A 25219-nucleotide genomic window follows, 5' to 3' on the forward strand; every position below is an offset into this window, starting at 1 on the left:
TGGGTACGGGTGCGGAGGGTCAGTCGAAGGGGCGGCGGGGCAGGGTCGGCAGTTCCAGCGCCGATCGCAGCATCGGTGCGACCGGGGTGCGCAGGCCGATGGCGAGGTCCTCGTGCAGCCGGGTGTCGCCGTCGAGGAAGCGCAGCAGCCGGTCCATGGGGACCTGGGCGAAGAGCCGGCCGAACAGGGCGGGGCCGTCGACCCGGCCGCTGGCCAGGGCGCGCAGCAGCACGGCGTCCATGGCGCGGGAGCGGGCGGAGTGGGCGGGCGGCGGCACCGGCGGGCGCCCCCGGCGCAGCGCGGCCGCGACGGCGCGCGTCTGGCGCTGGAGGCCCGCGAAGGTGTAGCCGGTGGCGGGCCGGGTGGCGCCGCCGGCGGCGCCGATCCGGAAGACCGAGGCCCCGGCCCGGCGGGCCATCGGGGCGTCCGTCATGGGGATGACCCCGGTCTCCGTGGCGAGGATCCGCCGGTCGCCGAGGCGCAGCACGTCGTCGGCGTAGTGGCGTACGGCCGCCTCGTAGCCCTCCGGTGTCAGGGTGCGCGGGGAGAACTCGGTGTACTCCACGAGGGCTTCGCGGGGTCCGGTGGGCAGTACGTAGCCGAAGGAGAGCCCGTCGGCGGGCTGCGGGGTGCGGAAGTCCATCAGGTCCGCGACGCGCGTGTCGAAGACCGGCCGGGACGTGCGCACGAACCAGCCGTGGAAGTGCTGGAGCAGGGTGGTGCGCGCGGCCGGCAGGCTGCCCAGGGGGCGGGAGTCGAAGACCCAGCGGGCGTGCAGGACACGGCGGGTGCCGTCGGCCTCCTTCAGGTGGACGCGGGCACCGCCGGCGACGTCCTCCACCGTGTCGACGGCGGCCTCCAGGCGGCGCACGTTGGGGCTGCCCGCCAGGTCCCGGCCGACCAGGCGCTCGAAGTCGTCGGACCGGATCATCTTGTACCGCAGCGGCCCGAGGTCGCCCTCCAGGGAGTCGCCCGTGGGCGGGCGGACCCTGAGCCGCCGCCAGCGGGCCGTCACCGCGGCGTCGAACCGGCCGCCCTCCGGCTCCCAGAAGCACCAGGTGCGGCGCGGCGCGCTCAGGGGGCCGGGCGGTGCGCCCACCAGGACCACGGACGGCGTCCGCAGGCCCGGCACCCGCCCGGACAGCCGGTGGGCCAGGGAGAGTCCCGCCGCTCCCGCCCCCACCACCGCCACCTCCGCCTGCAGCACCGCGGCCTCCTCCTGGCTGTGCCCCGCTCGCCTCGCCTGCCGTATTCCCGCCCGTGTGCCCGAACGGATGCGGGTCACTCGTCTGCGGCAGCCGGCCGTCCTTCGGTGGACGACCGGGGAAAAGACATCCCGCTGCGGCAGTCCCGCCCGTCGGGTGGTGCCGCATCCGTGTCCGGCCTCCGCGCCGAAGCAGGTGGTGACGGAGCGAAGTGCGTTGACGACGAGAGGAACTGGGATGAGCCCCACACAGGCGAAGGAACACCACGGCGCCGCGCCGCCGCCCGTCCCGCGCCTGCTGCCCGTGCCGGGATCGCCCGTCCGGACGCACCCGGACGGGGCACCGGACGACGGCCGCCCGGAGGAGGCGGGAGCCGTGGACCCGGCCGGCGCCGAGGACGCGCACCTCGTCGACGCCGACGTGCCCGCCGCCGTCGGACGGGTCCTCGACCGCGTCCTGGACGAACGCCTCGCCCGTGCGCGGGAGATGGACGAGCTGTTCGCCGAAGACCTGGCGGGACGCGTCGCCGGCTTCACCCGCGCCGGAGGCAAGCGGATCAGGCCCCAGCTGCTGTGGTGGTCCCTGCGCGCCTGCGGCGGCGCCGACCCGGCGACCGTCTCGGCGGCCCTGCGGATCGGCGCGGCCCTCGAACTGCTGCAGACCTGTGCCCTGGTCCACGACGACGTCATGGACGGCTCCGTGCTGCGGCGCGGCCGGCCCGCGCTCCACACCGACCTGCGCGCCCGGTACGCCACGGCCGCGTCCACCGAGCGCGCCGGGCGGTTCGGGGACGCCGCCGGCATCCTGGCCGGCGACCTGGCGCTCGTCTGGGCGGACGACCTCGTCGCCGAGACACTCCTGGACCCGGCGACGGCGCGCGAGGTGCGGCGGCTGTGGAGCGACATGCGCACCGAGATGGTGGCGGGTCAGTACCTGGACGTGCAGGGCCAGGTCACGGCGTCGCACTCGCTGCCGCGCGTCCTGCGCACCGCGTGCCTGAAGAGCGCTCTGTACTCCGTCGAGCGGCCGCTGGCGCTGGGGGCCGTCCTGGCCGGCGCCGACGGCACCACGCTGCGGGCCCTGTGCTCGGCGGGCCGTTGTGTCGGCATGGCCTTCCAGCTGCGCGACGACCTGGACGACGTCTTCGGCGACCCGGGCCTGACCGGCAAGAGCTCGGGTTCGGACATCCGGGAGGGCAAGCCCACGTACGTCGTGGCCCTGGCGCGGGCCCGGGCCGCCGCCGCCGGCGACCACCGCGCCCTGGCCGTGCTGGACCGGTCGCTCGGGGATGCCGCGCTGCCGCCGGCCGGCCTGGAGGAGGTGCGGGCGGTGCTCGAGTCGACCGGCGCGCGGGCCGTGGTCGAGACGAAGATCAGCCGCCTGGTGGCGCAGGGGCTGCGCCACTTCGACGGCGCGCTGCTCGACCCGGAGGGCGGCGGACGGCTGCGCCGGCTGCTGCGCTCCGCGGCCGACGGCGGCACCGGTTCCGCCGCGGCGCCGGACGTTCCGGGTGTCCGGGGGGCGCGGCGATGACGCGTACGCTGCCCGGCCGGACCGACCACGTCGTGGTCGTGGGAGCCGGACTCGCCGGACTGGCCGCCGCCCTGCACCTGCTGGGCGCCGGACGCCGGGTCACCGTCGTGGAACGGGACGCGCTGCCCGGCGGCCGGGCCGGACGCCTGGAGCTCGGCGGCTACCGCATGGACACCGGCCCCACCGTGCTGACCATGCCGGACCTGGCCGACGAGGCGTTCGCGGCCGTCGGCGACAGCCTGTACCGGCGCGTCGAGCTGATCCCCCTGCACCCGGCCTACCGGGCCGGCTTCGCGGACGGCACCAGCCTCGACGTGCACACCGGGGCGGACGCCATGGCCGCGGAGGTGGAACGCTTCGCCGGAGCGGGTGAGGCGGCCGGGTACCTGCGGCTGCGTGCCTGGCTGGAGCGGCTCTACCGGGCGCAGATGCGCAGCTTCATCGACGCCAACTTCGACTCGCCCCTCGGTCTGCTGGGCGCCGACCTGGCCCGGCTGGCGGCGCTCGGCGGCTTCGGCCGGCTGGACGCCCGGATCGGGCGCTTCCTGAACGACGAGCGGCTGCGCCGCGTCTTCTCCTTCCAGGCGCTCTACGCGGGCGTGCCCCCGGAGCGGGCCCTGGCCGCCTACGCCGTCATCGCCTACATGGACACCGTCGCCGGGGTGTACTTCCCGCGCGGCGGCATGCACGCCCTGCCGCGGGCGATGGCGGACGCCGCCGCCGAGGCGGGCGCCGACCTGCGCTTCGGGCAGCGGGTGACCCGGCTGGAGCGGTCCGGCGCACGCGTCACCGCGGTCGTCACCGACCAGGACCGCATCCCCTGCGACGCGGTCGTCCTCACCCCGGACCTGCCGGTCGCCTACCGCCTCCTGGGCCGCCGGCCCCGGCGTCCGCTGCGGCTGCGGCACTCGCCGTCCGCGGTCGTGCTGCACGCGGGCACGGACCGCACCTGGCCGCACCTGGCCCACCACACCCTGTCGTTCGGCGCGGCGTGGCGCGGCACGTTCGAGGAACTGACCCGCACGGGACGGCTGATGAGCGACCCGTCGCTGCTGATCACCCGTCCCACCGCCACCGACCCCGGACTCGCTCCGCCGGGACGCCACCTGCACTACATCCTCGCGCCCTGCCCCAACACCGACATCGGCCCGACGGCCGCCGCGTGGGGCGAACTGGGCCCGCGCTACCGGGACACGCTGCTGCGGGAGCTGGAGCGGCGCGGACTGGACGGCATCGAGGACGCGATCGAGGAGGAGAGCCTCGTCACCCCGGCCGCCTGGCACGCCCAGGGACACGCGGCCGGCACGCCCTTCTCCGCGGCCCACACCTTCCCCCAGACCGGGCCGTTCCGGCCCCGCAACCTGGTGCGCGGCACCGAGAACGCCGTCCTCGCCGGCTGCGGCACCACCCCCGGTGTGGGCGTGCCGACCGTGCTCGTGTCGGGAAAGCTCGCCGCCGCGCGCGTCACCGGCCTGCCCGGCCGCGCCCCGGCCGGCGGGCGCGCACCGCTGCCCGTGAAGGAGACCACCGGATGACCGACCGTGAACTGGCCGCGGCGGGGATCGCCGACCCGGCGCTGCGCGCGGCCTACCGCCACTGCCGCGCGCTCAACGCCCGGCACGGCAAGACGTACTTCCTCGCCACCCGGCTGCTGCCCGTCGAGCGCAGGCCCGCCGTGCACGCCCTGTACGGGTTCGCCCGCTGGGCCGACGACATCGTCGACTCCCTCGACCCCGCGGTCGGCTCCGGCGCGCGCGTCGAGGCGCTGACGGACCTGCAGGACGCCCTGGAGACGGGACTGCGCGACGGCCGCAGCCGGGAACCGGTGGTGCTGGCCCTCGCCGACACCGCGCGCCGCTACGGCATCGAGCACGCGCACTTCCGCGACTTCATGGCCGCGATGCGCGCCGACCTCACGGTCACCGACTATCCGACCTACGCCGACCTGCGCGGCTACATGCACGGCTCCGCCGCCGTGATCGGGTTGCAGATGCTGCCGGTCCTGGGCACGGTGGTGCCGCGCGAGGAGGCCGCGCCGCACGCCGCCGCGCTGGGCGTCGCCTTCCAGCTGAGCAACTTCCTGCGGGACGTCGGCGAGGACCTGGACCGCGGCCGGGTCTACGTGCCCGCGGACCTGCTCGCCGGCCACGGCGTCGACCGGGAGATGCTGCGCTGGAGCCGGGACACGGGCCGGCCGGACCGGCGGATCACCGCCGCGTTCAGGGAGTTCGAGGCGCTGACCCGGGGCGTGTACCGGGAGGCGGCACCGGGGCTCGCGATGCTCGACCCGGTGTCACGGCCCTGCATCCGCACCGCGTTCGTCCTGTACGGCGGCATCCTGGACGCCGTCGCCCGGGACGGGTACGCGGTGCTGCACCGGCGGGCCGTGGTCCCGCGCCGGCACCGTGCCGTGGTCGCCGCGGACGGGCTCACCCGGGTGGCCGCCGCACGGCTGCGCGCCCGTCACCGGGCAGGGCGGCCGGTGCCCGTTCCGGCCCGCCCGCTGCCCACCGCCGCATCCACCGCCGCGTCCGTCGCACCGGGCCGGCCCGTCACCGAGGAGGTCGCGTGAGCGTGCGCCGCCACATCCCGCTGTCCCTGCGCCGCCGCCCGGTGCCGTGGGACCGTCAGCGGCCCACCTGGCGCGACGCGAAGCCCGCGGTGATCGCTCAGGCGCTGAAGCGGGCTCAGGCGCGTCCCTCGGGCAACTGGTACGTCGTCGGCGCGACCCGTGATCTGCGCGCCGACCGCCCGCTGGCGCGCACCGTCGCGGGGCAGGAGGTGGTCGTCTGGCGCGGAGCCGACGGCCGGCTCGTGGCCGGTCCCGGCATCTGCCCCCACCTGGGGGCGCCGCTGCGGGACAGCCCCGTGCGCTGCGGCACCCTGGTGTGCCACTGGCACGGCCTCGCCCTGGAGGGCGGCCCGTACGCGGGCTGGCGGCCGCTGCCGGCGCACGACGACGGGGTCCTGGTGTGGGTGCGGCTCGACGAGGTCGGTGGGGAGCTCCCGCTGGACGCGCCGGTCGTGCCGGTGCGCCCCGCGCCGGAGCGTGCGCTGACGGCCGTCTACGTCGGCACGGGGATCTGCGAGCCCGAGGACGTCGTGGCCAATCGCCTGGACCCGTGGCACGGTGCGTGGTTCCATCCGTACTCGTTCGTCGACCTGGCGGTCGTCGGCTCGCCGGACGACGGCGAGGAGGGCGGCGAGGACGCGTTCACCGTCGACGTCTCCTTCAAGGTGGCGGGGCGGCTGGTGGTGCCGGTGCGGGCCGTGTTCACCGCTCCCGAGCCGCGCACGGTCGTCATGCACATCACCCGGGGCGAGGGCGAGGGCTCCGTGGTCGAGACGCACGCCACCCCGCTCGGCCCGGACGCGCACGGCAGGCCGCGCACGGCGGTCGTCGAGGCCGTGGTGGCGGCCTCCGACCGCCGCGGCTTCGCCGCCGCACGCCGGGCCGCACCGCTCCTGCGCCCCCTGATGCGGGCCGCGGCGGGCCGGCTCTGGCGCGACGACCTGGCCTATGCCGAACGCCGCTGGGAGCTGATGTCCACGGGGCGCTACCCCGGGTGAGCGCCGCCCGGCGGCCGGTGACGCCCGCTCACCGGGTCCGCCGCCTCCTGCCGGCGCCGTTGCCTCGGGTCACCCGGTCGGGGACGGTCTCCCCGGGCAGCGGCGTGCGCAGCGCGAGCAGGGCCACGTCGTCGTCGTTGCCCGCGGGGCGGACCCGGTGCAGGAGCTGGTCGATGAAGGAGTCCAGGGGGCGGTGGGCCAGCGCGGCGGCGTGCCGGCGCAGCCGGTCCAGGCCCTCGTCCAGGGAGTGGCCGGGCTCCTCGATCAGTCCGTCGGTGTACATGACCAGAGTGCTGCCGGGCGGGAGGGTCACGGTGGCGTCGGTCCGCGTGGCCGCGGCGCCGGTGCCCAGCAGGACGCCGTGGCCCCCGCCGAGGTACTCGGTGAGGCCGTCACGGCTCAGCAGAAGGGGCGGGGGGTGGCCGGCGTTGGTCCAGGTCAGCTGCCACTCGCCGTCCTCCGGCCGTTCGAGGCGGGCGAACAGCAGGGTCGCCATGGCGACCTCGGTGATGTGGTGGATGGCCGCGTCCAGCCGCTCGACGACCCGGGCGGGGGTGTCCCACCGGGACCAGGCGTAGGCGCGCAGCATGTTGCGGACCTGCGCCATCCCGGCGGCGGCCTCCAGGTCGTGCCCGACGACGTCGCCGATGGCCAGGGCGGTGGCGCCGTCCGGCAGCGGGAAGGCGTCGTACCAGTCCCCGCCGACCTGCGAGGCGTGGGGTGCGGGCAGGTAGCGCACGGTCATCTGCAGGTTCGGCACCGTCGGCATCTGGGGCAGCAGGTGGTTCTGCATGGTCTCGGCGACCGTGCGCTGGCGCTGGTAGAGGCGCGCGTTGTCCAGGGCCAGCCCGGCACGGCGGGCGATGTCCTCCAGCAGGGGCAGGTCGTCGGTGCTGAAGGGCACCGGGTTGTCCGACCGCCCGAGGGTCAGGGCCCCCAGCACTGCGCGGGTGCCGCGGATGGGCGCGATGACGGCGGAGTGCATGCCGGTGGCCTCGAACAGGTGGCGCTGCTCGACGGCGATGCCCGAATCCGGTTCCACCTGGTACGTCTGCGGTCCGGCGACCGTGGACGCGACACCGCGCAGGGCCCGCGACAGCGGCATCGGGGACTCCTCCGGGATCGGCGGCATCGGCCCCTGCAACTCCTCCAGGTGGGACAGGGCCTCGCCGTCGGCGTGGACCACCGCGGTGCGCCAGACCTCGTCGCGCTCGCTGATCAGGTCGATGACGACCCAGTCCGCCAGCCGCGGGACGACCAGGTGCACCAGCCGGCGCAGCGCCTCGTCGACGTCGAGGGTGGAGGTCAGCCGGGTGGTGGTCTCGGCCAGCAGGGCCAGCCGTGCCAGCTCCGTCAGCTGTCCGGAGCGCTGCTGCCCCGGCGGACCGGCCGGTACGCCCTGGCCGGCGGCGTGGAACAGGACGAGGGTGCCGGTGAGCTCGTCACCGGTGTCGTACGGGGCGATCTGCCAGGAGATCGGGAGCAGGGCGCCGTCCCTGCGGGCGAAGTAGTCGAGTCCCGACTGGGCCGGGCGCCCGGCGAGGAACGCCTGCCGCATGGCGCACTGCGTCCGGGCGATCGGCTGACCGTGCAGGTCCCGGTGCAGCAGGTCGTGGGCGTCCTGTCCGAGGAGGCGTTCCGCCGGCCACGCCAGCAGTTCCTCGGCGCTGCTGTTGGCGGCGACGATGCGGCCCTGCGCGTCCACGACGTAGGCGCCGGTCGCGATGGCCTCCAGTTGCGCGGAGAGTGCGGCCGTGACGCCGGGCGGGGGCGGCGAGCCCGGTCTCTCCCTGTGCTTCGGCTCTGACATCACCCGGTTCCCTCGGCTGGTCCGACACGCGCGCACGCTGCGGTACCCGAGGCGGGTTACCTCACCGGACCGCATGCAACCCTCCTCGTGCCCCCGTGCCGCGAAGGTCACGCCACGGGTGGGATCCGGGTGGCCGGTGCGTCCGGCGCGCCGGCCACCCACCGTGACCGCCCGGGTGCGGATCGGGTGGGTCTCACCAGGGTGGGAGGAGCCGAGCGCACTCGGGCCGACGCGGGAAGGACGGGCGGGAGATGGCGGACGACGACGAGCGGCGCGAGGTGGACGAGACGTTCCGCGAACTGGTGAACATGACGCCGTCCCGGCTGGAGATGTGGCTGGGGACGGACGAGTCCCAGGAGGCGGGTCAGCACAGGGACGGCGGCGAGTCGACCGGTCACGCCTCGGGGCGCCGGATCGTCGAGATCCTGCGCAAGGAGAAGGGCGACCTGTCGGACGCCGACTACGCGCACATGCGCAAGGTCAACGGATACATCCGCCGCCACCTCGCGCAGCGGCCGTCGCGGGACGTAGGCGACAGCCGGTGGCGTCACTCGCTGATGAACCGGGGCCACGACCCGCCGGCCGGCAGCTGACCCGGGCGGCACGCGTCATTCCGCTTCGCCGGCGCCCCGGGAGCGCTCCGCCGATGTCCTGGCCGGGGACAGCGACTTGCGCTGGCGGGCGGTCAGCCCTCCCCACACCCCGTCGGCCTCGCCCCGCCGCAGCGCCCAGGACCGGCACTCCTGCTCGACGGGGCAGCGGTGGCAGATCCGCCTGGCCCGTTCTATCTGCGCCAGGGACGCCCCGTCCTCGGTGACGGGGAAGAAGAGCTCGGGGTCCTCGAAGCGGCAGGCCGCCGACTCACGCCAGTTCACGATGTCCTCCACCTGGCAGACCGGCCGGCGGCCGTGGGCGACCGTGGGGCCGACCGAGCCGTCCGGCGTCTCGTGTGTCGTCCACCCGGCAGAGGTGTACTCACGCTAGGTGGCTCGCAAGTCCTTGTCCAGGTCAGCCGACCCGGTGCATCCGAGCCCGGGCGCCGGGGGGAAGCTGGAGTGCGGCTCTTTTCGTCCGGCTCCCTGCCGCCGTGGCCGCACCACTCCCGCGCTCTCCCTGGGAGGCACGATGCGCGACCCCGTGACCTCGTGGAACGAGACCCGGCCCGCCCGGGGTGACCTGTGCCCTCGCCTCACCCTGACCGTCCTCGTGCTCGTGGACGGCGAGGCGGTGCCGTTCCATACGCGTTTCGACTACGACCGCGACGACCCGCTGGCCGTACGGATGGCCTTCCTCGACGCCCCGGATCCCGCCCGGCCGTGGGTGTTCTCGCGTGACCTGCTGTACGCCGGTCTGCACGCCCCGGCGGGCGACGGTGCCGTGCGGGTCCGTCCGCCCTGCCGCTGCCACTCCCCCACGATGGCCCGCATACTCCTGCACGGCGGCCGCTCGGCCGCGGCGCTCTACGTGCCGGCCGCCGAACTGCACGACTGGCTGGAGGGGACCTACGCGGCGGTGCGGGCCGGGGAGGAGGCATCCCGTCTCCGCGTCGACGACATGCTGCGGCGGCTGGTGCGAGGGGGGTGACGGCCACCCAGGCCACTCAGGCCACTCAGGCCACTCAGGCCACTCAGGCCACTCAGGCCACTCAGCGATATGAAACGCATCGATGGTGCATCGAATACTGCTGAACCGAAAATGGCGGCAGGTTTCTCCGGCGGCCACCTCTCTCAGGCGGCCGCCAGCCCTTCCTCCTCCAGGGAGCGGCGCAACCGGTCCAGACCCCGCCGGGTGTGGCTCTTGACCGTTCCGAGCGGCCACCCCGTGACATGGGCGATCTGCGTCTGGGTCAGGTCCTGGTAGAAGGCGAGCCGCAGCACCCGGCGCTGCGGCTCGCTGAGCCGCTCCAGGGCGCGTCCCACGACCAGCCGGTCGAGCGCGGCCTCCGGGTCCCCGCCGGCTCGCTCCGCTACGGGCGTGAGCACCCCGGCCGCCGCCGTGGCCAGTTGCGCGCGGCGGGTGCGGGCGGCGAGGGCGTCCGCCACCTTGCGCCGGGTGATGCCGACCAGCCACGCCGGGAAGGAGCCGCGCTCCGGGGCGTAGCCGTCGCGGCCGCGCCAGGCGGCGGTGAACACCTGCTGGGTCACGTCCTCCGCCTCACGCGGGTCCCCGAGCGCCTGCCTGGCCAGGCCGTGGACGAGGCCGGACCACTGCCGGTGCAGCAGGGTCCAGTCGTCGGGAGCGTCCTGCCGGCGGCGGTCGAGCAGTGCGGTGGGGGCGGGGGTGGATGTGGGAGCGGGAGCGGATGGGAGCAGGTTCATGGCGAGCCTCCTTCACGTGACCGCGGCGGCGCCCCACGCCATCACTGGGCGTGCGGCACCCGTCCTGGCCACGCTTGCCGGGTACGGACCCTGGGTCTTGCCTCAGACTGCGTGCCGGTGGACCATGGGGACAACTTGCATCGATAGTGCATCGGAATGAACCGACAGGGCGCGCCCGGCCGTCGGCTTCCGGCGCGACGGAAGGAAGCGGGGCCGCGTTGCCCATGAACGACCACGGAGCCGGTCCCACCGGTGTCGCCGGTCCCGGCGCCCCGCCGGACGAGACGGCCGCGGGGATGACGACCGGTGCGCTCGCCCGCCGGCTCGGCGTGTCCCCGACCACGCTGCGCTCCTGGGACCGCCGTTACGGACTCGGTCCGGCCGTGCGCATGGACGGACGGCACCGCCGCTGGGCCCCCCAGGACATCGCGATGGTGGAGGAGATGTGCCGGCTGACGGCGGCGGGCACCTCGCCGGCCGAGGCGGCGCGGGTGGCCCGGCTGCGCTCCGCCCCGGACGTCACCGGGGCCCGGGCCGCCGTGCCGGCCCCGGAGCCGGTCGCCGTACCGCCCGGCGCGCCGGGCGCGGCACCGGCCTCCGGCGCGGCCCCCGCCGGTCTCCCGCCCGCGGCCACGACGCGTCCCGGCGGTGCGGGCAGCGGGCTTCCGCTCGGCGACGTCCGGCAGGAGTGCCGGGGGCTGGCCCGTGCAGCGGTGCGGCTGGACGCGCCGGAACTGGAACAGCGGCTCACCCAGAGCGTCCGGCAGCACGGGCTGCTGGTGGCGTGGGAGGAGGTGATGGTGCCGACACTGCGCGCCGTCGGCCGCAAGTGGGAGTCCTCCGGCGACCGCTACGTGGAGGTCGAGCACCTGCTGTCCTGGCACATCTCCACCACCCTGCGCAGCGCGCCCCTGCTGCTGCCGCGGGCCGAGCCGCTCACCGGTGCCCCGCCGGTGGTGCTGGCCTGCACGCCGGGCGAGCAGCACTCGCTGGCCCTGGAGGCGCTGACGGCCGCGCTGGGCGAGTGCGGGGTGCCGACCCGGACGCTGGGCGCCGCGGTGCCGGCGGAGGCCCTGCTGGCGTGTGTGCGGCGCATCGGCCCGGCGGCCGTCGTCCTGTGGGCGCAGACCCGTTCCACGGCGTCGATGCCGCTGGCCCGGCACGTCGCCGGCCTCGAGTGGGGCGCCGCGGGGGCGCGCAGGCGCCCGGTGGTGCTGCCCGCCGGGCCGGGCTGGGACCGGCGGGCCTCCGCCGGCTTCCCCCGCTGCACCGGGCTGCGCGACGCGGTGCAGACCCTGCGCCGTCTCTACGACGACGGCGACGGACGCCGGCCGCGAGCGGACTGAGCCGGGCGGGCCGACCGGCGTCAGGGCGGCTGCCCGTCCCACCGCCGGTCGGTGCGCAGCACCTCCTCGACGTCGCCGAGCCGGTCCAGGCCCTGCACGGCGCGGGCGGTGCGGTTGTTGCCGGCGAGAACGGCGCGGTGGCGGTGGACGAAGGACCAGTAGCCGGTGGTGTAGGGGCAGGCCCGGTCACCGGTGCGGTCGCCGGGCCGGTACGCGCACCCGTCGCACAGGTCGCTCATACGGTGGATGTAGGCGCCGCCCGAGGTGTACGGCTTGGTGGTCATCAGGCCGCCGTCGGCGTACTGGGACATGCCGGTGACGTTCGGCAGCATCACCCAGTCGTAGCCGTCGACGAAGCAGCGGTGGAACCAGTCGGTCACCGCGCCCGGGTCCCAGCCGCGTTGCAGGGCGTGGCTGCCGAGCACCATCAGCCGGGGGATGTGATGGGTCCAGCCGGTGTCGCGGACCTGCGCGAGGACGGTGGACAGGCAGCGGGCCGTCACGGCGTCCGCGTCGAGTTCGAGGAACCACTCGGGCAGCGGCGCGTGGTGGCGCAGGGAGTTGCGGTGGCGGTAGTCCTCGCCGAAGTACCAGTAGAGCTGCCACACGTACTCGCGCCAGCCCGCGATCTGCCGGACGAAGCCCTCGACGCTGTGCACGGGCGCCCGGCCGGCCCGCCAGGCGTCCTCGGCGGCGGTGACCACCTCGGCCGGGTCGAGCAGGCCGAGGTTGAGGGAGGAGGACAGCAGGCTGTGGCTCATCACGGGGTCGGCGGCCAGCATGGCGTCCTCGTGCGGTCCGAACCCGGCGAGCCGGTGGTCCAGGAAACGCCGCAGCGCGGCCAGGGCCTCGCGGCGGGACGCCGGGAAGCGGCGCGGCCCGTCCCGGCCGACGAAGCGGATCCCCTCCTCCCGCTCCCAGCGGTCCAGGTCGGCGCGGACCTGCTCGTCGATGTCGTCCTCGCGGGGCCGGTAGGGCCTGGGGGCGCCGAGGGTGCGCGTGCCCCTGGGCGGCGGTTCGCGGTTGGCGTGGTCGTGGTTCCAGCGTCCGCCGGCCGGGGTGCCGCCGTCCATGAGCAGGTCCAGTTCGCGGCGCACCCAGTGGTAGAAGTCCTCCTGCCGGAGCCGTCCGCCGCCGCGTCCGCCGGCCCAGGCGCGGAACGCGTCGTGCGGCAGCAGGAAGCCGCGCGCGGGCAGCACCCGCACCCCCTCCAGGGAGTGGACCAGGCGCAGGGCGGCCCGGGAGGTGGGGTGACGGACCGTCACGGGCGCGTCGCCGACGGCCTCGCGCAGGCCCTGCCGGTAGGTCTCGGCCCGGACGTAGCGGACGCGGTCGCCGAGTTCGGCGGCGCGGTGGCGCATCGCGGAGAGCACCAGGTGGGCCTTGGCCCGGTGGTAGCGGCGCCTGCGGAACACCGAGCGGGCCTCGATCATGACCACCGGGGCGTCCGCGGCCGGCCCGTCGTCCTCCCCCGGGGCGAGGAAGCGGGGGCCGAGCTGGTCGCCGAACAGCCAGTGACGGTCCGTCATCCACGCGGCTCCCGCTCGGTTCCGGTACGGGCCCGGCGGAAGCGGTCCAGTCCCTCGGCCAGTTCCACCACGCGCTCCGGGTAGTGGAGCGCGGCACGCGCCGGACCGGGCAGCTTCCACGGCTCGTGCACCGCCGGGGCGTCGACGTCGCGGAGTTCCGGCACCCAGCGGCGGACGTAGACGCCGTCGGGGTCGTACCGCTTGGCCTGGGTGACGGGGTTGAGGACCCGGTTGGGCCGGGTGTCGGTGCCGACGCCCGCCATCCACTGCCAGTTGAGCTGGTTGTTGGGCACGTCACCGTCGACCAGCCAGTGCAGGAAGTGGGCGGCACCGATCCGCCAGTCGACGTAGAGGGTCTTGGTGAGGAAGCTCGCGGTCAGCAACCGCGCGCGGTTGTGCATCCAGCCCTCCTGGCTCAGCTGCCGCATCGCCGCGTCGATCACCGGGTAACCGGTGCGGCCCTCCCGCCAGGCCAGGATGTCGGCCCCCGCGGTGCGTTCCGAGCGCCAGCGGTCGCGTTTGGTGCGGTAGTCGAGCCGGGCGGCGGCGGGGCGGGCGGCGAGCACCTGACGGTGGAAGTCGCGCCAGGCGAGCTGCCGCACCAGCGCCTCGGCGCCCGGCCCGCCCCGGCGGCGGGCCCGGTGCACCAGCTCCACCGGCGACAGGGTGCCGAAGTGCAGGTGGGCGGAGAGCCGGGAGGTTGTGTCGCCGGCGAGGTCGTCCCGGGTGGTGTCGTAGGCGTCCAGACCGCGCCGCCAGTAGGCGGCCACCCGCCGGCGGGCCGCGCTCTCCCCGCCGGGCGGCAGGGCCGGCGAGACGCCGGCGACCTCGGCGCGGCCGGGCAGCGGATCGCCCTTCACCTGCTCGGGGACCGGCACCCGGCGCGGGGCGGCGACGACGGGCCGCAGGCGGGCCCCCGCCCAGTGCCGGAAGTACGGGGTGAAGACGGCGAAGTGGTCCGACGTGGAGGGGGTCAGCTCACCGGGCGGTACGGCCACGGTGACGGTGTCGTGGACGAACAGGCGGCGCCCGTCGGCCTCCAGGGCCCGGCGCAGCCGCTCCTCGCGCCGGGCGGCGAAGGCGCTGTGCGCCGCGGACATGTGCACCTCGTCGGCGTCCGCCTCGGTCACCGCGCGGCACACCTCCTCCACCAGGTCGCCCGAGCGGACCACGAGCCGCCCGCCGCGCTCGCGCAGCGAGGCGTCGAGGTCGGCCAGACAGTCGGCGAGGAAGGCGCTGCGGTTGGGGGCGTCGAACCCGGCGGCCGCCACGGCGCGGTCGCGCACGAAGAGCGGGACGACCGCGTCGGCGGAGTCCAGCGCGGCGTGCAGCGGCGGGTGGTCGTGCAGGCGCAGGTCGGAGGTGAACAGGACGACCGAGACGTGCATGGGTTTCAGCTTCCCTCCGGTGGACGGCGGCGGCCGGCGCGGACGCCCCTGTCTTCCGGCGCCGCGGCGCCCCCGGATGCGGTACGGGAGTCGGCACCGGGAGCGCGGCCGGAACCGGCGGGCGCGCTGTCCGCGGTGGTGCGCGGCGGGCTCCCGCGCTCCTGCTGGACGCGGCCCGCGGCGCGGACGATGTTGCGGGCCATGCCGCCGAAGACGACCGCGTGGAACGGCGAGACGCTCCACCAGTACAGGTGGCCGAGCAGTCCGCGGGGGTGGAACAGCGCCCTCTGCCGGTACCGGACGGGCCCGGGGCCGTCGCCGTCGACGCACATCTCCAGCCAGGCCAGTCCGGGCAGTCGCATCTCGGCGCGCAGCCGCAGCAGCCGTCCGCGCCGGATCTCCTCCACCCGCCAGAAGTCCAGCGAGTCGCCGACCCGCAGCCGCCGCGCGTCCCGCCGTCCCCGGCGCAGGCCCACACCGCCGACGAGGCGGTCGAGCCAGCCCCGTACCGCCCAGGCGAGCGGGAAGGAGTACCAGCCGTTCTCCCCGCCGATGCCCTCGACGACCTGCCACAGGGCGTCGGGCGCCACGTCCGCCTCGCGTTCGCGCACGTCGGTGTAGAGGCTGCCGCCGGCCCAGTCCGGGTCGGTGGGCAGCGGGTCGCTGGGGGCGCCCGGCACGGAGGCGGAGGACCAGCGGGTGCTGACCTGCGCGTCGCGCACGCGCTGCAGGGCGAGGCCGACGGCGCGGTCGAAGCCCAGGGGCTGCCCGGGCGGGCTGGGCACGTACCGCTCGATGTCCCGCTCCCGGCACACCACTTCGTGGCGCAGGGACTCGGTGAGCGGGCGGGCGATGCCGGCCGGCACAGGGGTCACCAGGCCGACCCAGTGGCTGGACAGGCCGGGCGTGAGCACCGGTACCGGTACGACGATCCGCCGGTGCAGGCCGGCGACGGCGGCGTACCGCTGCATCATCTCGAGGTAGGTGAGCACCTCCGGGCCCCCGATGTCGAAGGTCCGGCTGACGTCGGACGGCAGACCGGCGCAGCCCACCAGGATGCGCAGGACGTCCCGTACGGCGATCGGCTGGATGCGGGTGTGCACCCAGCGCGGGGTGACCATCACCGGCAGGCGCTCGGTGAGGTAGCGCAACATCTCGAAACTGGCCGAGCCCGAGCCGATGATGACGGCGGCGCGCAGCACTGCGGTGGGCACGCCCGAGTCGAGCAGGATGCGGCCCACCTCGGCACGGGAGCGCAGGTGCGGGGAGAGCTCCGACTCGGGAACCCCGGCGGGGGTGAGGCCGCCGAGGTAGACGAGGCGGCCGACGCCCGTCCGGCGGGCCTGCTCGCCGAAGACCTGGGCCGCGGTCCGGTCGGTCCGTTCGAAGTCCCGCCCGGTGCCCAGCGCGTGGACGAGGTAGTAGGCGACGTCCACGCCCTCCATGGCCCGCGCCACCGCCGCGGCGTCGGTGATGTCGCCCTGGACGATCTCCACCCGGCCGGCCCAGGGGTGGTCGCGGAGCTTGCGCGGTGTGCGGACCAGACAGCGCACCCGGTACCCGGCGTCCAGCAGGTCCGGCACCAGCCGGCCACCGATGTAGCCGCTGGCGCCGGTCACCAGGCAGGTCAGAGCCTCGCCGCCCTCCGCCGGCCCGTGCCCGGTCGCCGCGGTGGGGTGTTCGTCGCGCATGAGCCCGCCTCTGCCGTCCGTCGGGACGTCGTCGTGTGTGCCTCTCCGTCCTCTACGGTGCGGCCAGGCCGTCCGGATGCGCCCGGGGGGCGCGGCGGTCGGGTGACGCCGGGAGGGTGCGGGTCAGGGGCGAGGTCATTCCTTGGTCCCTTGGTCCTCCCCGCTGCGTCGGCGGGGGGGGAAGGAGAGGGCGGGCGGCGGAGATGACGGGAGAGGGACCCGGCGGGAGACGGCCTTGGCGGAGGGGGGCCTTGGGCACGACGGCCCTGCCGGGCAGTGGGCCTGGCGGGAGACCACCTCGCCGGAAGACGGCCCCCGGCCGACTACACCCCCCAGCAAAACGCGGCCCCCGACGGAAGACAGCCCTACCCGGCAGTGGGCCAGGCCGGGAGACCACCTCGCCGGAAGCCGACCCCGGCGGAAGACAGCCCGCAGCAAAACGCGGCCCCCGACGGAAGACAGCCCTACCCGGCAGTGGGCCAGGCCGGGAGACCACCTCGCCGGAAGCCGACCCCGGCGGAAGACAGCCCGCAGCAAAACGCGGCCCCCGACGGAGGACAGCCTTACCAGGCATTGGGTCTGGCCGGGAGACGGCCCGGCGAAAGGCGGCCCCCGGCGGAAGACAGCCCCCGCCGAAACGCGGCCCCCGCCGGAAAACGGCCCTGCCCGGCAGTGAGCCTGGCCGGGAGACCACCCCACTGGAAGGCGGGTCCGGCAGGAGACGGCCCCGCCGGAAGACGGCCCTGGCTGGAGACCGGGCCCGGGAGAAACGGGCCTGGCGGGAAACGGCGCCCCCGCGAGGCCGCCCCGGCGAAAGGCGGCCCCGCCGGAAGGCGCCCCCGGGAGAACCCGAAGCCGCGCGCTCCCACCCCAAAGCGCGCGGGCCCCGGCCGGATGCCCGGCCGGGTGCGGGCTCACCGCTGGCCGGCCGCCCGCACGGTGCCCAGGTCCTCACCCGTGAGTTCCGCGATGCGGTGCGCGGGCACGCCGGCGGCCAGGGCGCGCGTGAGCAGCTCGTCCCGGCCGTCGGTGCAGTCGCGGTAGGCTCGGAGCTCCTCCTCGAGCGGCACGGTGGCCTCCGGGGCCGTCCGGCTGCGCAGCCGGCTCAGCTCCTCGTCGCTCAGCGGCACCGGCACCCGCTCCGCGTCCGCGGGGATCGCCTCCCGCTCCTCCGGCGGCACGATGCGCAGGTGGGGCGAGGTCGCGGTCACCTTCTGCGCGGCGAGCCAGGCGACGACCGCCGCGGTGTCCATGCACGACAGCTCACCGAGAGCGGCGGGCGGCACACCCAGGTGCGCGGTCGTCTCGTCGACGAGAAACAGATAGGCGTCGTCAGTCATTACCAGTCCTCCGCGGAGCTTGTCGGCCGTTCGCCGTGCCCATACCCCGTCACGGACCGCACACCCGGGCCATGAGTGTCGCCTCGGACTCAGCGCGCCCCCGGTACCTCTTCCGTCGTCCCGTGCAGCGGCGACGAGGGATCGCTGCCGTAGGGGCGGGTGAAGGCCTCCAGGCCGTGCCCGGCGGGATCCCGGAAGTACACGCCCCGGCCGCCGTCGTTGCGGTTGATCCGGCGCGGATGCCTGCCGTGCGGGTCGGCCTGCAGGGGGACTTCGGCCGCCACCAGCCGCGCGAGGATCTGGTCGAACTCGTCCTCGGAGACGAGGAACGCGTAGTGCTGCACGGGGATGTCGACGTCGACGGTCGCGAAGTCCAGCGTGACGCCGTTGGCGGTCCGCACCGGCAGGAACATCCCGGCCGGCTCCCCGACCTCCAGCCCCATGATCCCGGCGAGGAAGTGAGCTGACTCCTCCCGGTCACGGGAGTAAACGATGGTGTGGTTGAACTCGACTGACACGGGTCAATGCCTCCATGGGCATCTCCGCGGCCCCTCCATGCCTCACCCGGCCGGTGACCGGCACGCGAAGCCGCACCGCAGAGCGTAGACATGACGCCCCGACAGCGTCGAGCCGTTATCGCGCCGACCGGCGGTGTCCTGCCTCAGCCCTTTTCGAAGGGGCGCACTCCGGCATTGTGTTGCGTCCACCCCTGTGACCTGCCTCACCCGCCACCACCTCTCACCGCCCGCGAACCCGCTGGCCAGCGCCCCTCTTCGGCGTCCCGCGCCCGGGCGCTGGCCGGATACGTCAGTAATCTGTCATTGCAGCCAGTGCGGTGATCGATACAGGCTGTGACCGTGCTGGAGCGACGTGTTGTTGTGGTGGTGTACCGGGGCGCGATGGCCCTGGACATCACCGGACCGATTGAAGTGTTCGATACCGCCAACCGGCTTCTCGCCCCGTCGGGCACCCCCTACCGGATCGACCTGGTGTCCGCCGACGCGCCCCTGGTGCGCACGAGTTCGGGGGTGACGGTGGAGGCCTCCCCGCTGGAGGCGGCGGAGGGTGCCATCGACACGCTTCTCGTGCCGGGGGGATGGAGTCTGCCGGACGCGCTGCGCGACCGGGCGCTGGTGTCCTGGATCGACCGGGCGGCGGCCCGTTCACGAAGGGTCGCCTCGGTCTGCGGCGGATCCTTTCTGCTGGCCGAGGCGGGGCTTCTGGACGGCAGACGCGCCACCACGCACTGGGCGTACAGCGAGGCGATGGCCGGCCGCTACCCGAAGGTGACGGTGGACGCCGAGCCGATCTTCGTCTGGGACGGCCCGTTCGTGACCTCGGCGGGCGTGTCGACCGGGATCGACATGGCGCTGGCCCTGGTGGAGGCCGACCACGGCGCGGCGCTCGCGCTGGAGACGGCACGGTTCCTGGTGCTCTTCCTGAAGCGGCACGGCGGGCAGTCGCAGTTCAGCGCCGTCCTCGACGCCCAGCTGGCCGACCATCCCCCGATCCGGACCGCACAGGAGTGGGTCCTGGAGAACCTGCACCATCCGTTACCCGTGGCCGAGCTCGCCCGGCAGGCCAACATGAGCCTGCGCAACTTCGCCCGGGTCTTCCGGCGCGAGGTGGGCACGACGCCCGGCCAGTACGTCGAGCGGACGCGCATCGCCCGCGCGCGTGAGCTGCTGGAGACCACCGACCTGACCATCAGCCAGGTGGCGGGCCGTTGCGGCTTCGCGGCCACCGAGACCTTCTTCCGCTCCTTCGGGCGGACCCTGGGGCTGACCCCGAAGGAGTACCGGCACCGCTTCCAGGTCGTCGCGCCATCCGGCCTCATCGACCGGCACCACGAGACGGACAGGAGCCCGGCATGACCTCCCCGACCTCCCCGGCCCCGGACAGGCCCGCCGCAGGAACGGTACGGCTGGTCGACTACCTGGCCGGGGAACTCGCCCGGGCCGGCGTCACCCATCTGTTCGGCGTCGGCGGCGCGAACATCGAGGACCTCTACGACGCCGTCCACCGCGGCGGCTCGGTCCGGGGCGTCGTCGCCAAGCACGAGTTCTCCGCCGTCACGATGGCCGACGGGTACGCCCGGACCACCAGGCGCCTGGGCGTGGTCGCCGCCACCTCGGGTGGCGGGGCGATGAACCTCGTGCCGGGCCTGGCGGAGGCGCACGCCTCGCGGGTGCCCGTGCTGGCCCTGGTGGGCGAGCCGCCGACCGGCCAGGCCGGCCACGGGGCGTTCCAGGACTCCAGCGGCAGGGCGGGCAGCTTCGACGCCTCGGAGGTCTTCGGACCGGTCTCCCGGTTCTGCGCCCGGGTCCGGGACGCGGACTCGCTCCCGGAGTTGCTGTCCCGCGCGGTGGCCGCGGCACGGACGGACCCGCGGGGGCCGGCGGTGCTGCTGCTGCCCAAGGACGTGCAGCAGGCGCGGATCCGCCGGCCCGGCCGTGGCCCGGCACCGGGCCTGCCGGCACCGGCCTCGACGGCAGCGGCGGCCGCACTCGACACCGCGGCCCTCAGCGCCGTGTCGGACATCCTCCGCGGGGCCGGCCGCGTCCTCATCGTCGCCGGTGAGGGCGTCGCCGCCGCGGACGCGCGGGCGGAACTGGCCGAACTGGCCGGGAGGCTCGGGGCGTGGGTGGCCGTCACCCCCGACGCCAAGGACGTCTTCGACAACCGCGATCCGAGGTTCGCCGGCGTGGCCGGGGTGATGGGGCATGCCAACGTCGAGGACTGCCTGCGCCGGGCCGACGTGTGCCTGCTGGCCGGTACCCGGCTGCCGCTCCTGGCGCGCGGCGGCCTCGACCGCGCGCTGTCCGCCACCGAGGTCGTGTGCCTCGGGCCCGAACCGCCGTTCGTACCGGGCACCGCGCTGCGGGGGGACGTGCGGGAGGCGCTGCGCGCGGTGACCGCCCGGCTGCCGGCACGCCCGCGTGCGTGTCCGCCGCACGCCGGCCCCCGCCCCCGGCCCCTGCCGGATCCGGACGGCCGGACCGCCGGGCGAACCGTCCGGTACCCCCAGGCGATCGCCGCGGTGGAGGCCGCCCTCCCCCAGCACGCGCACGTCTTCGTGGACGCCGGCAACGCGGGTGCCAGCGCGGTCCACCTCCTCCCGGCACCGCGCCACGGCCGCTTCGTGGTGGCCGTGGGCATGGGGGGCATGGGGTACACCTTCGGTGCCGGGATCGGCGCCGCGCTCGCCACCGGACGGCGTACGTACGTCCTGGCCGGCGACGGCTCCTTCTTCATGCACGGGATGGAAGTGCACACCGCCGTGGAGTACGCCGCCCCCGTGACCTTCGTCGTCTTCAACAACAACGCCCACGCCATGTGCGCGCTGCGCGAGGAGTTCCTCCAGGGCGGCAGCCGCCGCGACGACGTGTTCGGCCGGACCGACCTCGCCGCCGGAGTGGCCGCCGCGTTCCCGTCCCTCGACGTCACCAGGGCGGACGACGCGGCGCAGTTGCGCGAGGCGCTGCTGCGCGGCAACGCCGGCGACGGCCCGGCGTTCGTCGCGCTGGACTGCGACCCGGCCGAGATCCCCCCGTTCCTTCCCTTCCAGTCCTTCACCACCACCGACCGCACCGCACGCAACGACCACGAGGAGAGTTCGGATGAGCGAGGAGTCGTCCACGTTGGCTGACATCCCCGGCCTGATGCGGATCGAGAACGCCGGCAGGGAGGAGCTGACCGCCCACTGCATGGAGCTCACCCACGCCGTCTATCCCCACCACCAGGTCTACGGGCAGTACTGCACCATCCACGAGTACGTCGACTGCCCTCCCGAGCTGGTCTACGACTACCTCCGCCAGGGCCACCACCTGGAGGAGTGGACGTGCAGCCTGCGGGACTTCGCCCCCACCGGCACACCGGGGCTGTGGGTCGGCCACGACCGGCTCGAGGACGACACCAGGATCTACTGCAAGGTGGACGCCCACCCCGAGTCCATGACCGTGGACTACCACTGCTCCTGGGACCAGGGCGAGAAGCTGTGGATGATCTACCTCATGCGCGTCGTGCCCGCCGCCCTGGTGCTCGACAGGCCGGGTTCGGTGATCACCTGGACCAACTGCCGGCACCCCTACTACGACGCCAACCCCCACCCCGACAAGAGCCCCCGCCCCGACCGGCCCTGGGTGGGTGACTACTGGGACCTGTTCTACGCCGGGCACACGGTGGAGATGAACAACCTCAAGGCGATCCTGGAACACCGCCACCGGCGCGGCCTGCCCGTCTGTACGGCTCCGGCGACGGCGGTGACGCGGTGACCGCGGTCAGTCTCACCGACGTCGCGGGGTACCTCCCCGGTGACCCGGTCCCGGCCGAGTTCTACACCGAGTACCCGGGAGCGGAGGACAAGCTGCGCGGCCATCCCATGTTCAGGGTCCCGCCGTTCCGGCACCACGTGGCGCCGGACGAAACCAACGCGGACATGGTCGAGCGCGCCGTGCAGCCGCTGATCGAGCGGCACGGGCGGGCCGCGATACAGAACGTCGACGTGCTGCTGGTGCACAGCCAGTTACCGGACCTGCCGTTCGTGGGCGCCGGCACCGAAGTGGCACGCCGGCTGGGCCTGCGGCCGGAGTGGCTCGTCGACGTGGCCAACGCGGGCTGCGCCTCCTTCGTCCACATGCTGAAGCTGGCCCGGCACCTCCTCACCACCACCGACGCGAGGACCGCGCTGATCTGCAACGCGCAGAGCGCGGCGGGCCAGTGGTTCACCCAGTCCGAGGTGCGCAGGCTCGCCCAGGCCGCGATCCCGGGCGACGGCTGCGGCGTGGGGTACGTGACGAGGTCGGCCGGCTCCCCGGTCCTCGACGTGGAGACCCGGCACATCGGCGACTACGCCGGGGACATGCGGGTGGCGGTCGACGACGGCCGCAAGTACTGGGAGCCCGGGGAGTCCCAACTGCGGATCGGGTTCACCGACTCCAGCGTCGCCAAGGTCCTGGCACGCGGCAACCGGCTCGTGCCGGAGGTCGTCACGGACCTGTGCGGACGGCTCGGTGTGGCGACCGGCGACATCGACGTCCTCATCACCAACCAGCCGAACCGCACCTTCCTGCGGAACTGGCGGGAGGCGCTCCAACTGCCGGCCGAACGGCACCTGAACACCTTCGACCAGTACGGGAACCTGTTCGGAGCGGCGATCCCGGTCACCCTGGACCGCGCGATCCGCTCGGGAGAGGTGAAGGACGGCGACCTGGTGGTGCTGGGGGGATTCGCCCACGCGGGCGACTTCGCCGGTGCCGCCGCCGTCCGCTGGCACGGCGGGCGGGGATGACCGATGAGCGTGCCCGTCCTGCACCGGCTGGTCCTGAACGAGAGCCCGTACCCGCCCCTGCCCGCCGTGCGCGAGGCGATGCGACGGGCCGTCGCCCAGGCCCACCGGTACCCGCAGTTCTACCCGGACGACCTCACCGAGCGGATCGCCGCATGGTGCGGGCTGCCCTCCGACCACGTCGTGGTGGGCAGCGGATCGGTGGGCGTGGCCCTGCAGTCGCTCCAGGCGGTCGTCCGGGGCGGTGACGCGATGGTCTACGCCTGGCGCAGCTTCGACGCCTACCCGTTGCTTGCCGAGATGACCGGTGCCCGGCCCGTTCCCGTCCCCCTCTCGCCGGACGGGCGGCAGGACCTGGGCGCACTGCTGGCCGCGCTCGGCCGTCGCACCCGCGTCGTGGTGCTGTGCAATCCGCACAACCCCACCGGAAGCATGATCACCGCCGAGTCCCTGTCGGAGTTCCTGGGGCGGGTCCCCCGGCACGTCACCGTGCTCCTCGACGAGGCGTACGTGGAGTTCGCGCGCGGCCCCGGGCTGCCGGACACGCCCGCGCTGCTGGGCGCGCACCCCAACCTGCTGGTCCTGCGCACGTTCTCCAAGGCGTACGGCCTGGCCGCCCTGCGGGTCGGCTACGGGCTCGGCTCCCCGGACCTGGTGGAGCGGATCCGCCGGCAGCAGTTGCCCTTCGGGATCAACGCCGTGGCCACGGCGGCGGTGAAGGCCTCGCTGCGGGCCGGCGGCGAGCTCCGGCTGCGCGTGGACAGCGTCGTCGCCGAACGCGAACGGCTGCGCCACGAGCTCGCCGGCCTCGGCTGGCACGTCCCCGCGGGCCACGCCAACTCCGTCTGGCTCGCCGCGCCCGATCGGGTGGACGAGGGCGCCCGGGCCCTGGCCCTCGCCGGCGTCCAGGCCCGCCACTACCCCGGCGAGGGGCTGCGGCTCACCGTCGGCGGCCGCAAGGCCAACGACACGGTGCTCACCGCGCTGGCGGGACTGGGCGCACCACGGCGCACGACGGACCGCGCCTACGCGGAACGGTCCCGAGCACCGGGGTGCCCGCAGCGGACGGCGACGGCCGCGATGTCGTCGTCGAGCCGCCCGCCGCTGTAGTGGAGCAGGTCGTGGTGCAGCCGGTCCAGCAGTTCCCGCGGAGCCGCCGGGCCGAGCTGCCGCGTCCACTCCGGCAGCGGGAAGAACGTGCCGGCGCGGTTCCGGGTCTCCGTCACTCCGTCGGTGTACAGGAGCATCTGGTCGCCCGAGGCGAAGGAGACGGTGTCGACGCTGTAGTCGTCTCCGATGAGCGTCGCGAGGTTGAGGGGCGGGGAGGGAGCGGTGGGCTCCAGGACGCGGATCTCACCGCTGCGCATCAGCAGGGGCGGGGGGTGCCCGCAGTTGAGGATCTTCACCTGCCCTCCGGCCGGCGGGATCTCGGCGATCAGAGCCGTGGCGAAGTGCTCGGACTGGTCCGGGTCGAGGGTCGCGACGCTGTAGCGGCCCATGCTGGTCTCCAGACGGTGGATGATGCCCCTCAGGTGGGGCTGGTCGTACGCGTTCTCCCGGAAGCAGTTGATCACCGCGGCGGCCGCACCCACCGCCGACAGCCCCTTGCCGCGCACGTCACCGATGAGCAGCCGGACCCCGTACGGCGTGTCGGCCACCTCGTAGAAGTCGCCTCCGATGCGGGCCTGCTCCTGGGCCGCCAGGTACAGCGACTCGATCTCGACGTCCTGGACCCGGCGGGGCAGCGGGCGCAGCAGCACCCGCTGCGCCGCGTCGGCGACGAGCCGGATCTGGAAGAGGGCCTCCTCCCGCTGGAGCCGGAGATGGCTCGTGTAGGCGGCCGCCAGAGTGACCGCCGCGATCGCGGCCACCGTGTAGGGCGTTCCCAGATCGGAGTAGACGAAGCTGAGCCCGATCATGACCAGCAGGCAGAACGCCCCCAGCAGGATCGTCGGGACCACGGGCCACATGGCGGCGGCGAGGGCGGGTGCGGCGGGAAGGAGGCGGCTGAAGGCGATGTCCCTGGGGGTGGCGAAGGCCAGGCCGGTGATGAGGACGGTGAGGATCACGGGGGACAGCAGGACGCCCTCGCGTCGGCCACCGTAGGGAGCGCGGTGGCGCCGTGGCCGTCCTTTACTGATCACAAAAAGCATCTTATCCGGGCATATAGGGCTTCGTTCCCTGAGTGCGTACGGGCCCGAC

The 25219-nt window shown here is 74.8% G+C and carries 22 protein-coding genes; 12 read left to right on the top strand and 10 right to left on the bottom strand.

All coding sequences use genetic code 11. The features are described from left to right. Positions 1-19 precede the first annotated feature (19 nt). On the bottom strand, positions 20-1207 hold the full coding sequence (locus tag AQJ66_RS05235; protein ID WP_061917249.1) for a lycopene cyclase family protein: 1188 nt from the start codon (positions 1205-1207) through the stop codon (positions 20-22). 235 nt (positions 1208-1442) lie between these two features. On the opposite strand from AQJ66_RS05235, the gene AQJ66_RS05240 reads away from it, so the two are divergent. Genes AQJ66_RS05240 through AQJ66_RS05255 form a run of 4 tightly spaced genes read left to right on the top strand, consistent with a single transcriptional unit; the run spans position 1443 to position 6308 of the window. Next, positions 1443-2738: a polyprenyl synthetase family protein gene (locus tag AQJ66_RS05240; protein ID WP_061917252.1), complete on the top strand. Its 1296-nt coding sequence runs from the start codon at positions 1443-1445 to the stop codon at positions 2736-2738. Then, positions 2735-4273, top strand: a complete 1539-nt coding sequence (gene crtI, locus AQJ66_RS05245; protein ID WP_061917253.1) for a phytoene desaturase family protein — start codon at positions 2735-2737, stop codon at positions 4271-4273. Before AQJ66_RS05240 ends, crtI begins: the two co-directional genes overlap by 4 nt. Beyond that, complete coding sequence (locus tag AQJ66_RS05250) at positions 4270-5310, top strand: phytoene/squalene synthase family protein (RefSeq protein WP_061917256.1); 1041 nt, start codon at positions 4270-4272, stop codon at positions 5308-5310. Before crtI ends, AQJ66_RS05250 begins: the two co-directional genes overlap by 4 nt. Continuing rightward, positions 5307-6308, top strand: coding sequence for a Rieske (2Fe-2S) protein (locus tag AQJ66_RS05255; protein ID WP_244162750.1), 1002 nt, complete (start codon positions 5307-5309; stop codon positions 6306-6308). The genes AQJ66_RS05250 and AQJ66_RS05255 overlap by 4 nt, the downstream gene beginning before the upstream one ends. A gap of 28 nt (positions 6309-6336) precedes the next feature. Here the strand turns inward: AQJ66_RS05255 and AQJ66_RS05260 are convergent, their stop codons facing one another. Further along, positions 6337-8118 (bottom strand): SpoIIE family protein phosphatase, encoded by a 1782-nt coding sequence (locus AQJ66_RS05260; protein WP_061917259.1) that lies wholly within the window; start codon positions 8116-8118, stop codon positions 6337-6339. Between the two features lie 251 nt (positions 8119-8369). On the opposite strand from AQJ66_RS05260, the gene AQJ66_RS05265 reads away from it, so the two are divergent. Next, entirely contained in the window at positions 8370-8711 is a 342-nt protein-coding gene (locus tag AQJ66_RS05265; protein ID WP_061917261.1) for a DUF3140 domain-containing protein, read from the top strand. Positions 8712-8726: 15 nt separating this feature from the next. Here the strand turns inward: AQJ66_RS05265 and AQJ66_RS05270 are convergent, their stop codons facing one another. Beyond that, positions 8727-8993: a WhiB family transcriptional regulator gene (locus tag AQJ66_RS05270; protein ID WP_107118876.1), complete on the bottom strand. Its 267-nt coding sequence runs from the start codon at positions 8991-8993 to the stop codon at positions 8727-8729. Between the two features lie 250 nt (positions 8994-9243). Here AQJ66_RS05270 and AQJ66_RS05275 point away from each other — a divergent pair, with 250 nt between their 5' ends. After that, complete coding sequence (locus tag AQJ66_RS05275) at positions 9244-9702, top strand: SsgA family sporulation/cell division regulator (RefSeq protein WP_061917264.1); 459 nt, start codon at positions 9244-9246, stop codon at positions 9700-9702. 143 nt (positions 9703-9845) lie between these two features. On the opposite strand, the gene AQJ66_RS05280 is transcribed toward AQJ66_RS05275, so the two are convergent. Further along, on the bottom strand, positions 9846-10436 hold the full coding sequence (locus AQJ66_RS05280) for an RNA polymerase sigma factor (RefSeq protein ID WP_061917267.1): 591 nt from the start codon (positions 10434-10436) through the stop codon (positions 9846-9848). A 224-nt stretch (positions 10437-10660) separates the two neighbouring features. Here AQJ66_RS05280 and AQJ66_RS05285 point away from each other — a divergent pair, with 224 nt between their 5' ends. Continuing rightward, positions 10661-11782, top strand: a complete 1122-nt coding sequence (locus tag AQJ66_RS05285) for a MerR family transcriptional regulator (RefSeq protein ID WP_061917270.1) — start codon at positions 10661-10663, stop codon at positions 11780-11782. A gap of 20 nt (positions 11783-11802) precedes the next feature. Here AQJ66_RS05285 and AQJ66_RS05290 read toward each other — a convergent pair whose 3' ends face one another. From AQJ66_RS05290 to AQJ66_RS05310, 5 genes are all read right to left on the bottom strand, one after another. Beyond that, positions 11803-13311 carry a cryptochrome/photolyase family protein gene (locus tag AQJ66_RS05290; RefSeq protein ID WP_061917273.1) on the bottom strand — a complete coding sequence of 503 codons (1509 nt, stop codon included), beginning with the start codon at positions 13309-13311 and terminating at the stop codon, positions 11803-11805. Then, on the bottom strand, positions 13308-14699 hold the full coding sequence (locus tag AQJ66_RS05295) for a cryptochrome/photolyase family protein (protein WP_061917275.1): 1392 nt from the start codon (positions 14697-14699) through the stop codon (positions 13308-13310). Before AQJ66_RS05295 ends, AQJ66_RS05290 begins: the two co-directional genes overlap by 4 nt. A gap of 5 nt (positions 14700-14704) precedes the next feature. Continuing rightward, positions 14705-16390, bottom strand: a complete 1686-nt coding sequence (locus AQJ66_RS05300; RefSeq protein WP_079060079.1) for an SDR family oxidoreductase — start codon at positions 16388-16390, stop codon at positions 14705-14707. A gap of 914 nt (positions 16391-17304) precedes the next feature. Continuing rightward, positions 17305-17730, bottom strand: a complete 426-nt coding sequence (locus AQJ66_RS05305) for a DUF6003 family protein (protein WP_061917277.1) — start codon at positions 17728-17730, stop codon at positions 17305-17307. An 89-nt stretch (positions 17731-17819) separates the two neighbouring features. Next, on the bottom strand, positions 17820-18248 hold the full coding sequence (locus AQJ66_RS05310) for a VOC family protein (RefSeq protein ID WP_061917280.1): 429 nt from the start codon (positions 18246-18248) through the stop codon (positions 17820-17822). 339 nt (positions 18249-18587) lie between these two features. Between AQJ66_RS05310 and AQJ66_RS05315 the strand changes: the two genes are divergently transcribed. The 5 genes from AQJ66_RS05315 to AQJ66_RS05335 are packed head-to-tail and all read left to right on the top strand — an operon-like array spanning position 18588 to position 24127. Then, a complete protein-coding gene (locus tag AQJ66_RS05315) occupies positions 18588-19604 on the top strand; it encodes a GlxA family transcriptional regulator (protein WP_244162751.1) in 1017 nt (338 codons plus the stop codon). After that, the gene (locus AQJ66_RS05320; RefSeq protein ID WP_061917286.1) at positions 19601-21379 is read left to right on the top strand and encodes a thiamine pyrophosphate-binding protein; all 1779 of its coding nucleotides are present in this window, start codon (positions 19601-19603) and stop codon (positions 21377-21379) included. The genes AQJ66_RS05315 and AQJ66_RS05320 overlap by 4 nt, the downstream gene beginning before the upstream one ends. Then, a complete protein-coding gene (locus AQJ66_RS05325; RefSeq protein WP_061917289.1) occupies positions 21351-22004 on the top strand; it encodes a hypothetical protein in 654 nt (217 codons plus the stop codon). The genes AQJ66_RS05320 and AQJ66_RS05325 overlap by 29 nt, the downstream gene beginning before the upstream one ends. Beyond that, entirely contained in the window at positions 22001-23020 is a 1020-nt protein-coding gene (locus tag AQJ66_RS05330; protein WP_061917292.1) for a 3-oxoacyl-ACP synthase III family protein, read from the top strand. The genes AQJ66_RS05325 and AQJ66_RS05330 overlap by 4 nt, the downstream gene beginning before the upstream one ends. Before the next feature lie 3 nt (positions 23021-23023). Beyond that, positions 23024-24127, top strand: a complete 1104-nt coding sequence (locus tag AQJ66_RS05335) for a histidinol-phosphate transaminase (RefSeq protein WP_063804017.1) — start codon at positions 23024-23026, stop codon at positions 24125-24127. Here the strand turns inward: AQJ66_RS05335 and AQJ66_RS05340 are convergent. Then, the gene (locus tag AQJ66_RS05340; RefSeq protein WP_244162752.1) at positions 24043-25161 is read right to left on the bottom strand and encodes a PP2C family protein-serine/threonine phosphatase; all 1119 of its coding nucleotides are present in this window, start codon (positions 25159-25161) and stop codon (positions 24043-24045) included. The genes AQJ66_RS05335 and AQJ66_RS05340 overlap by 85 nt on opposite strands. Positions 25162-25219 lie beyond the last annotated feature (58 nt).

Origin of the sequence: Streptomyces bungoensis (assembly GCF_001514215.1) — a bacterium.
In the GTDB taxonomy this organism is placed as follows: domain Bacteria; phylum Actinomycetota; class Actinomycetes; order Streptomycetales; family Streptomycetaceae; genus Streptomyces; species Streptomyces bungoensis.

What these genes read in the sequence shown, in the direction of transcription:
- AQJ66_RS05240 (WP_061917252.1), top strand. Translation starts at nt 1,443, where the DNA reads ATGAGCCCCACACAGGCGAAGGAACACCACGGCGCCGCGCCGCCGCCC.
- crtI (WP_061917253.1), top strand. Translation starts at nt 2,735, where the DNA reads ATGACGCGTACGCTGCCCGGCCGGACCGACCACGTCGTGGTCGTGGGA.
- AQJ66_RS05250 (WP_061917256.1), top strand. Translation starts at nt 4,270, where the DNA reads ATGACCGACCGTGAACTGGCCGCGGCGGGGATCGCCGACCCGGCGCTG.
- AQJ66_RS05260 (WP_061917259.1), bottom strand. Translation starts at nt 8,118, where the DNA reads ATGTCAGAGCCGAAGCACAGGGAGAGACCGGGCTCGCCGCCCCCGCCC.
- AQJ66_RS05265 (WP_061917261.1), top strand. Translation starts at nt 8,370, where the DNA reads ATGGCGGACGACGACGAGCGGCGCGAGGTGGACGAGACGTTCCGCGAA.
- AQJ66_RS05275 (WP_061917264.1), top strand. Translation starts at nt 9,244, where the DNA reads ATGCGCGACCCCGTGACCTCGTGGAACGAGACCCGGCCCGCCCGGGGT.
- AQJ66_RS05280 (WP_061917267.1), bottom strand. Translation starts at nt 10,436, where the DNA reads ATGAACCTGCTCCCATCCGCTCCCGCTCCCACATCCACCCCCGCCCCC.
- AQJ66_RS05285 (WP_061917270.1), top strand. Translation starts at nt 10,661, where the DNA reads ATGAACGACCACGGAGCCGGTCCCACCGGTGTCGCCGGTCCCGGCGCC.
- AQJ66_RS05290 (WP_061917273.1), bottom strand. Translation starts at nt 13,311, where the DNA reads ATGACGGACCGTCACTGGCTGTTCGGCGACCAGCTCGGCCCCCGCTTC.
- AQJ66_RS05295 (WP_061917275.1), bottom strand. Translation starts at nt 14,699, where the DNA reads ATGCACGTCTCGGTCGTCCTGTTCACCTCCGACCTGCGCCTGCACGAC.
- AQJ66_RS05300 (WP_079060079.1), bottom strand. Translation starts at nt 16,390, where the DNA reads ATGCGCGACGAACACCCCACCGCGGCGACCGGGCACGGGCCGGCGGAG.
- AQJ66_RS05305 (WP_061917277.1), bottom strand. Translation starts at nt 17,730, where the DNA reads ATGACTGACGACGCCTATCTGTTTCTCGTCGACGAGACGACCGCGCAC.
- AQJ66_RS05320 (WP_061917286.1), top strand. Translation starts at nt 19,601, where the DNA reads ATGACCTCCCCGACCTCCCCGGCCCCGGACAGGCCCGCCGCAGGAACG.
- AQJ66_RS05325 (WP_061917289.1), top strand. Translation starts at nt 21,351, where the DNA reads ATGAGCGAGGAGTCGTCCACGTTGGCTGACATCCCCGGCCTGATGCGG.
- AQJ66_RS05335 (WP_063804017.1), top strand. Translation starts at nt 23,024, where the DNA reads ATGAGCGTGCCCGTCCTGCACCGGCTGGTCCTGAACGAGAGCCCGTAC.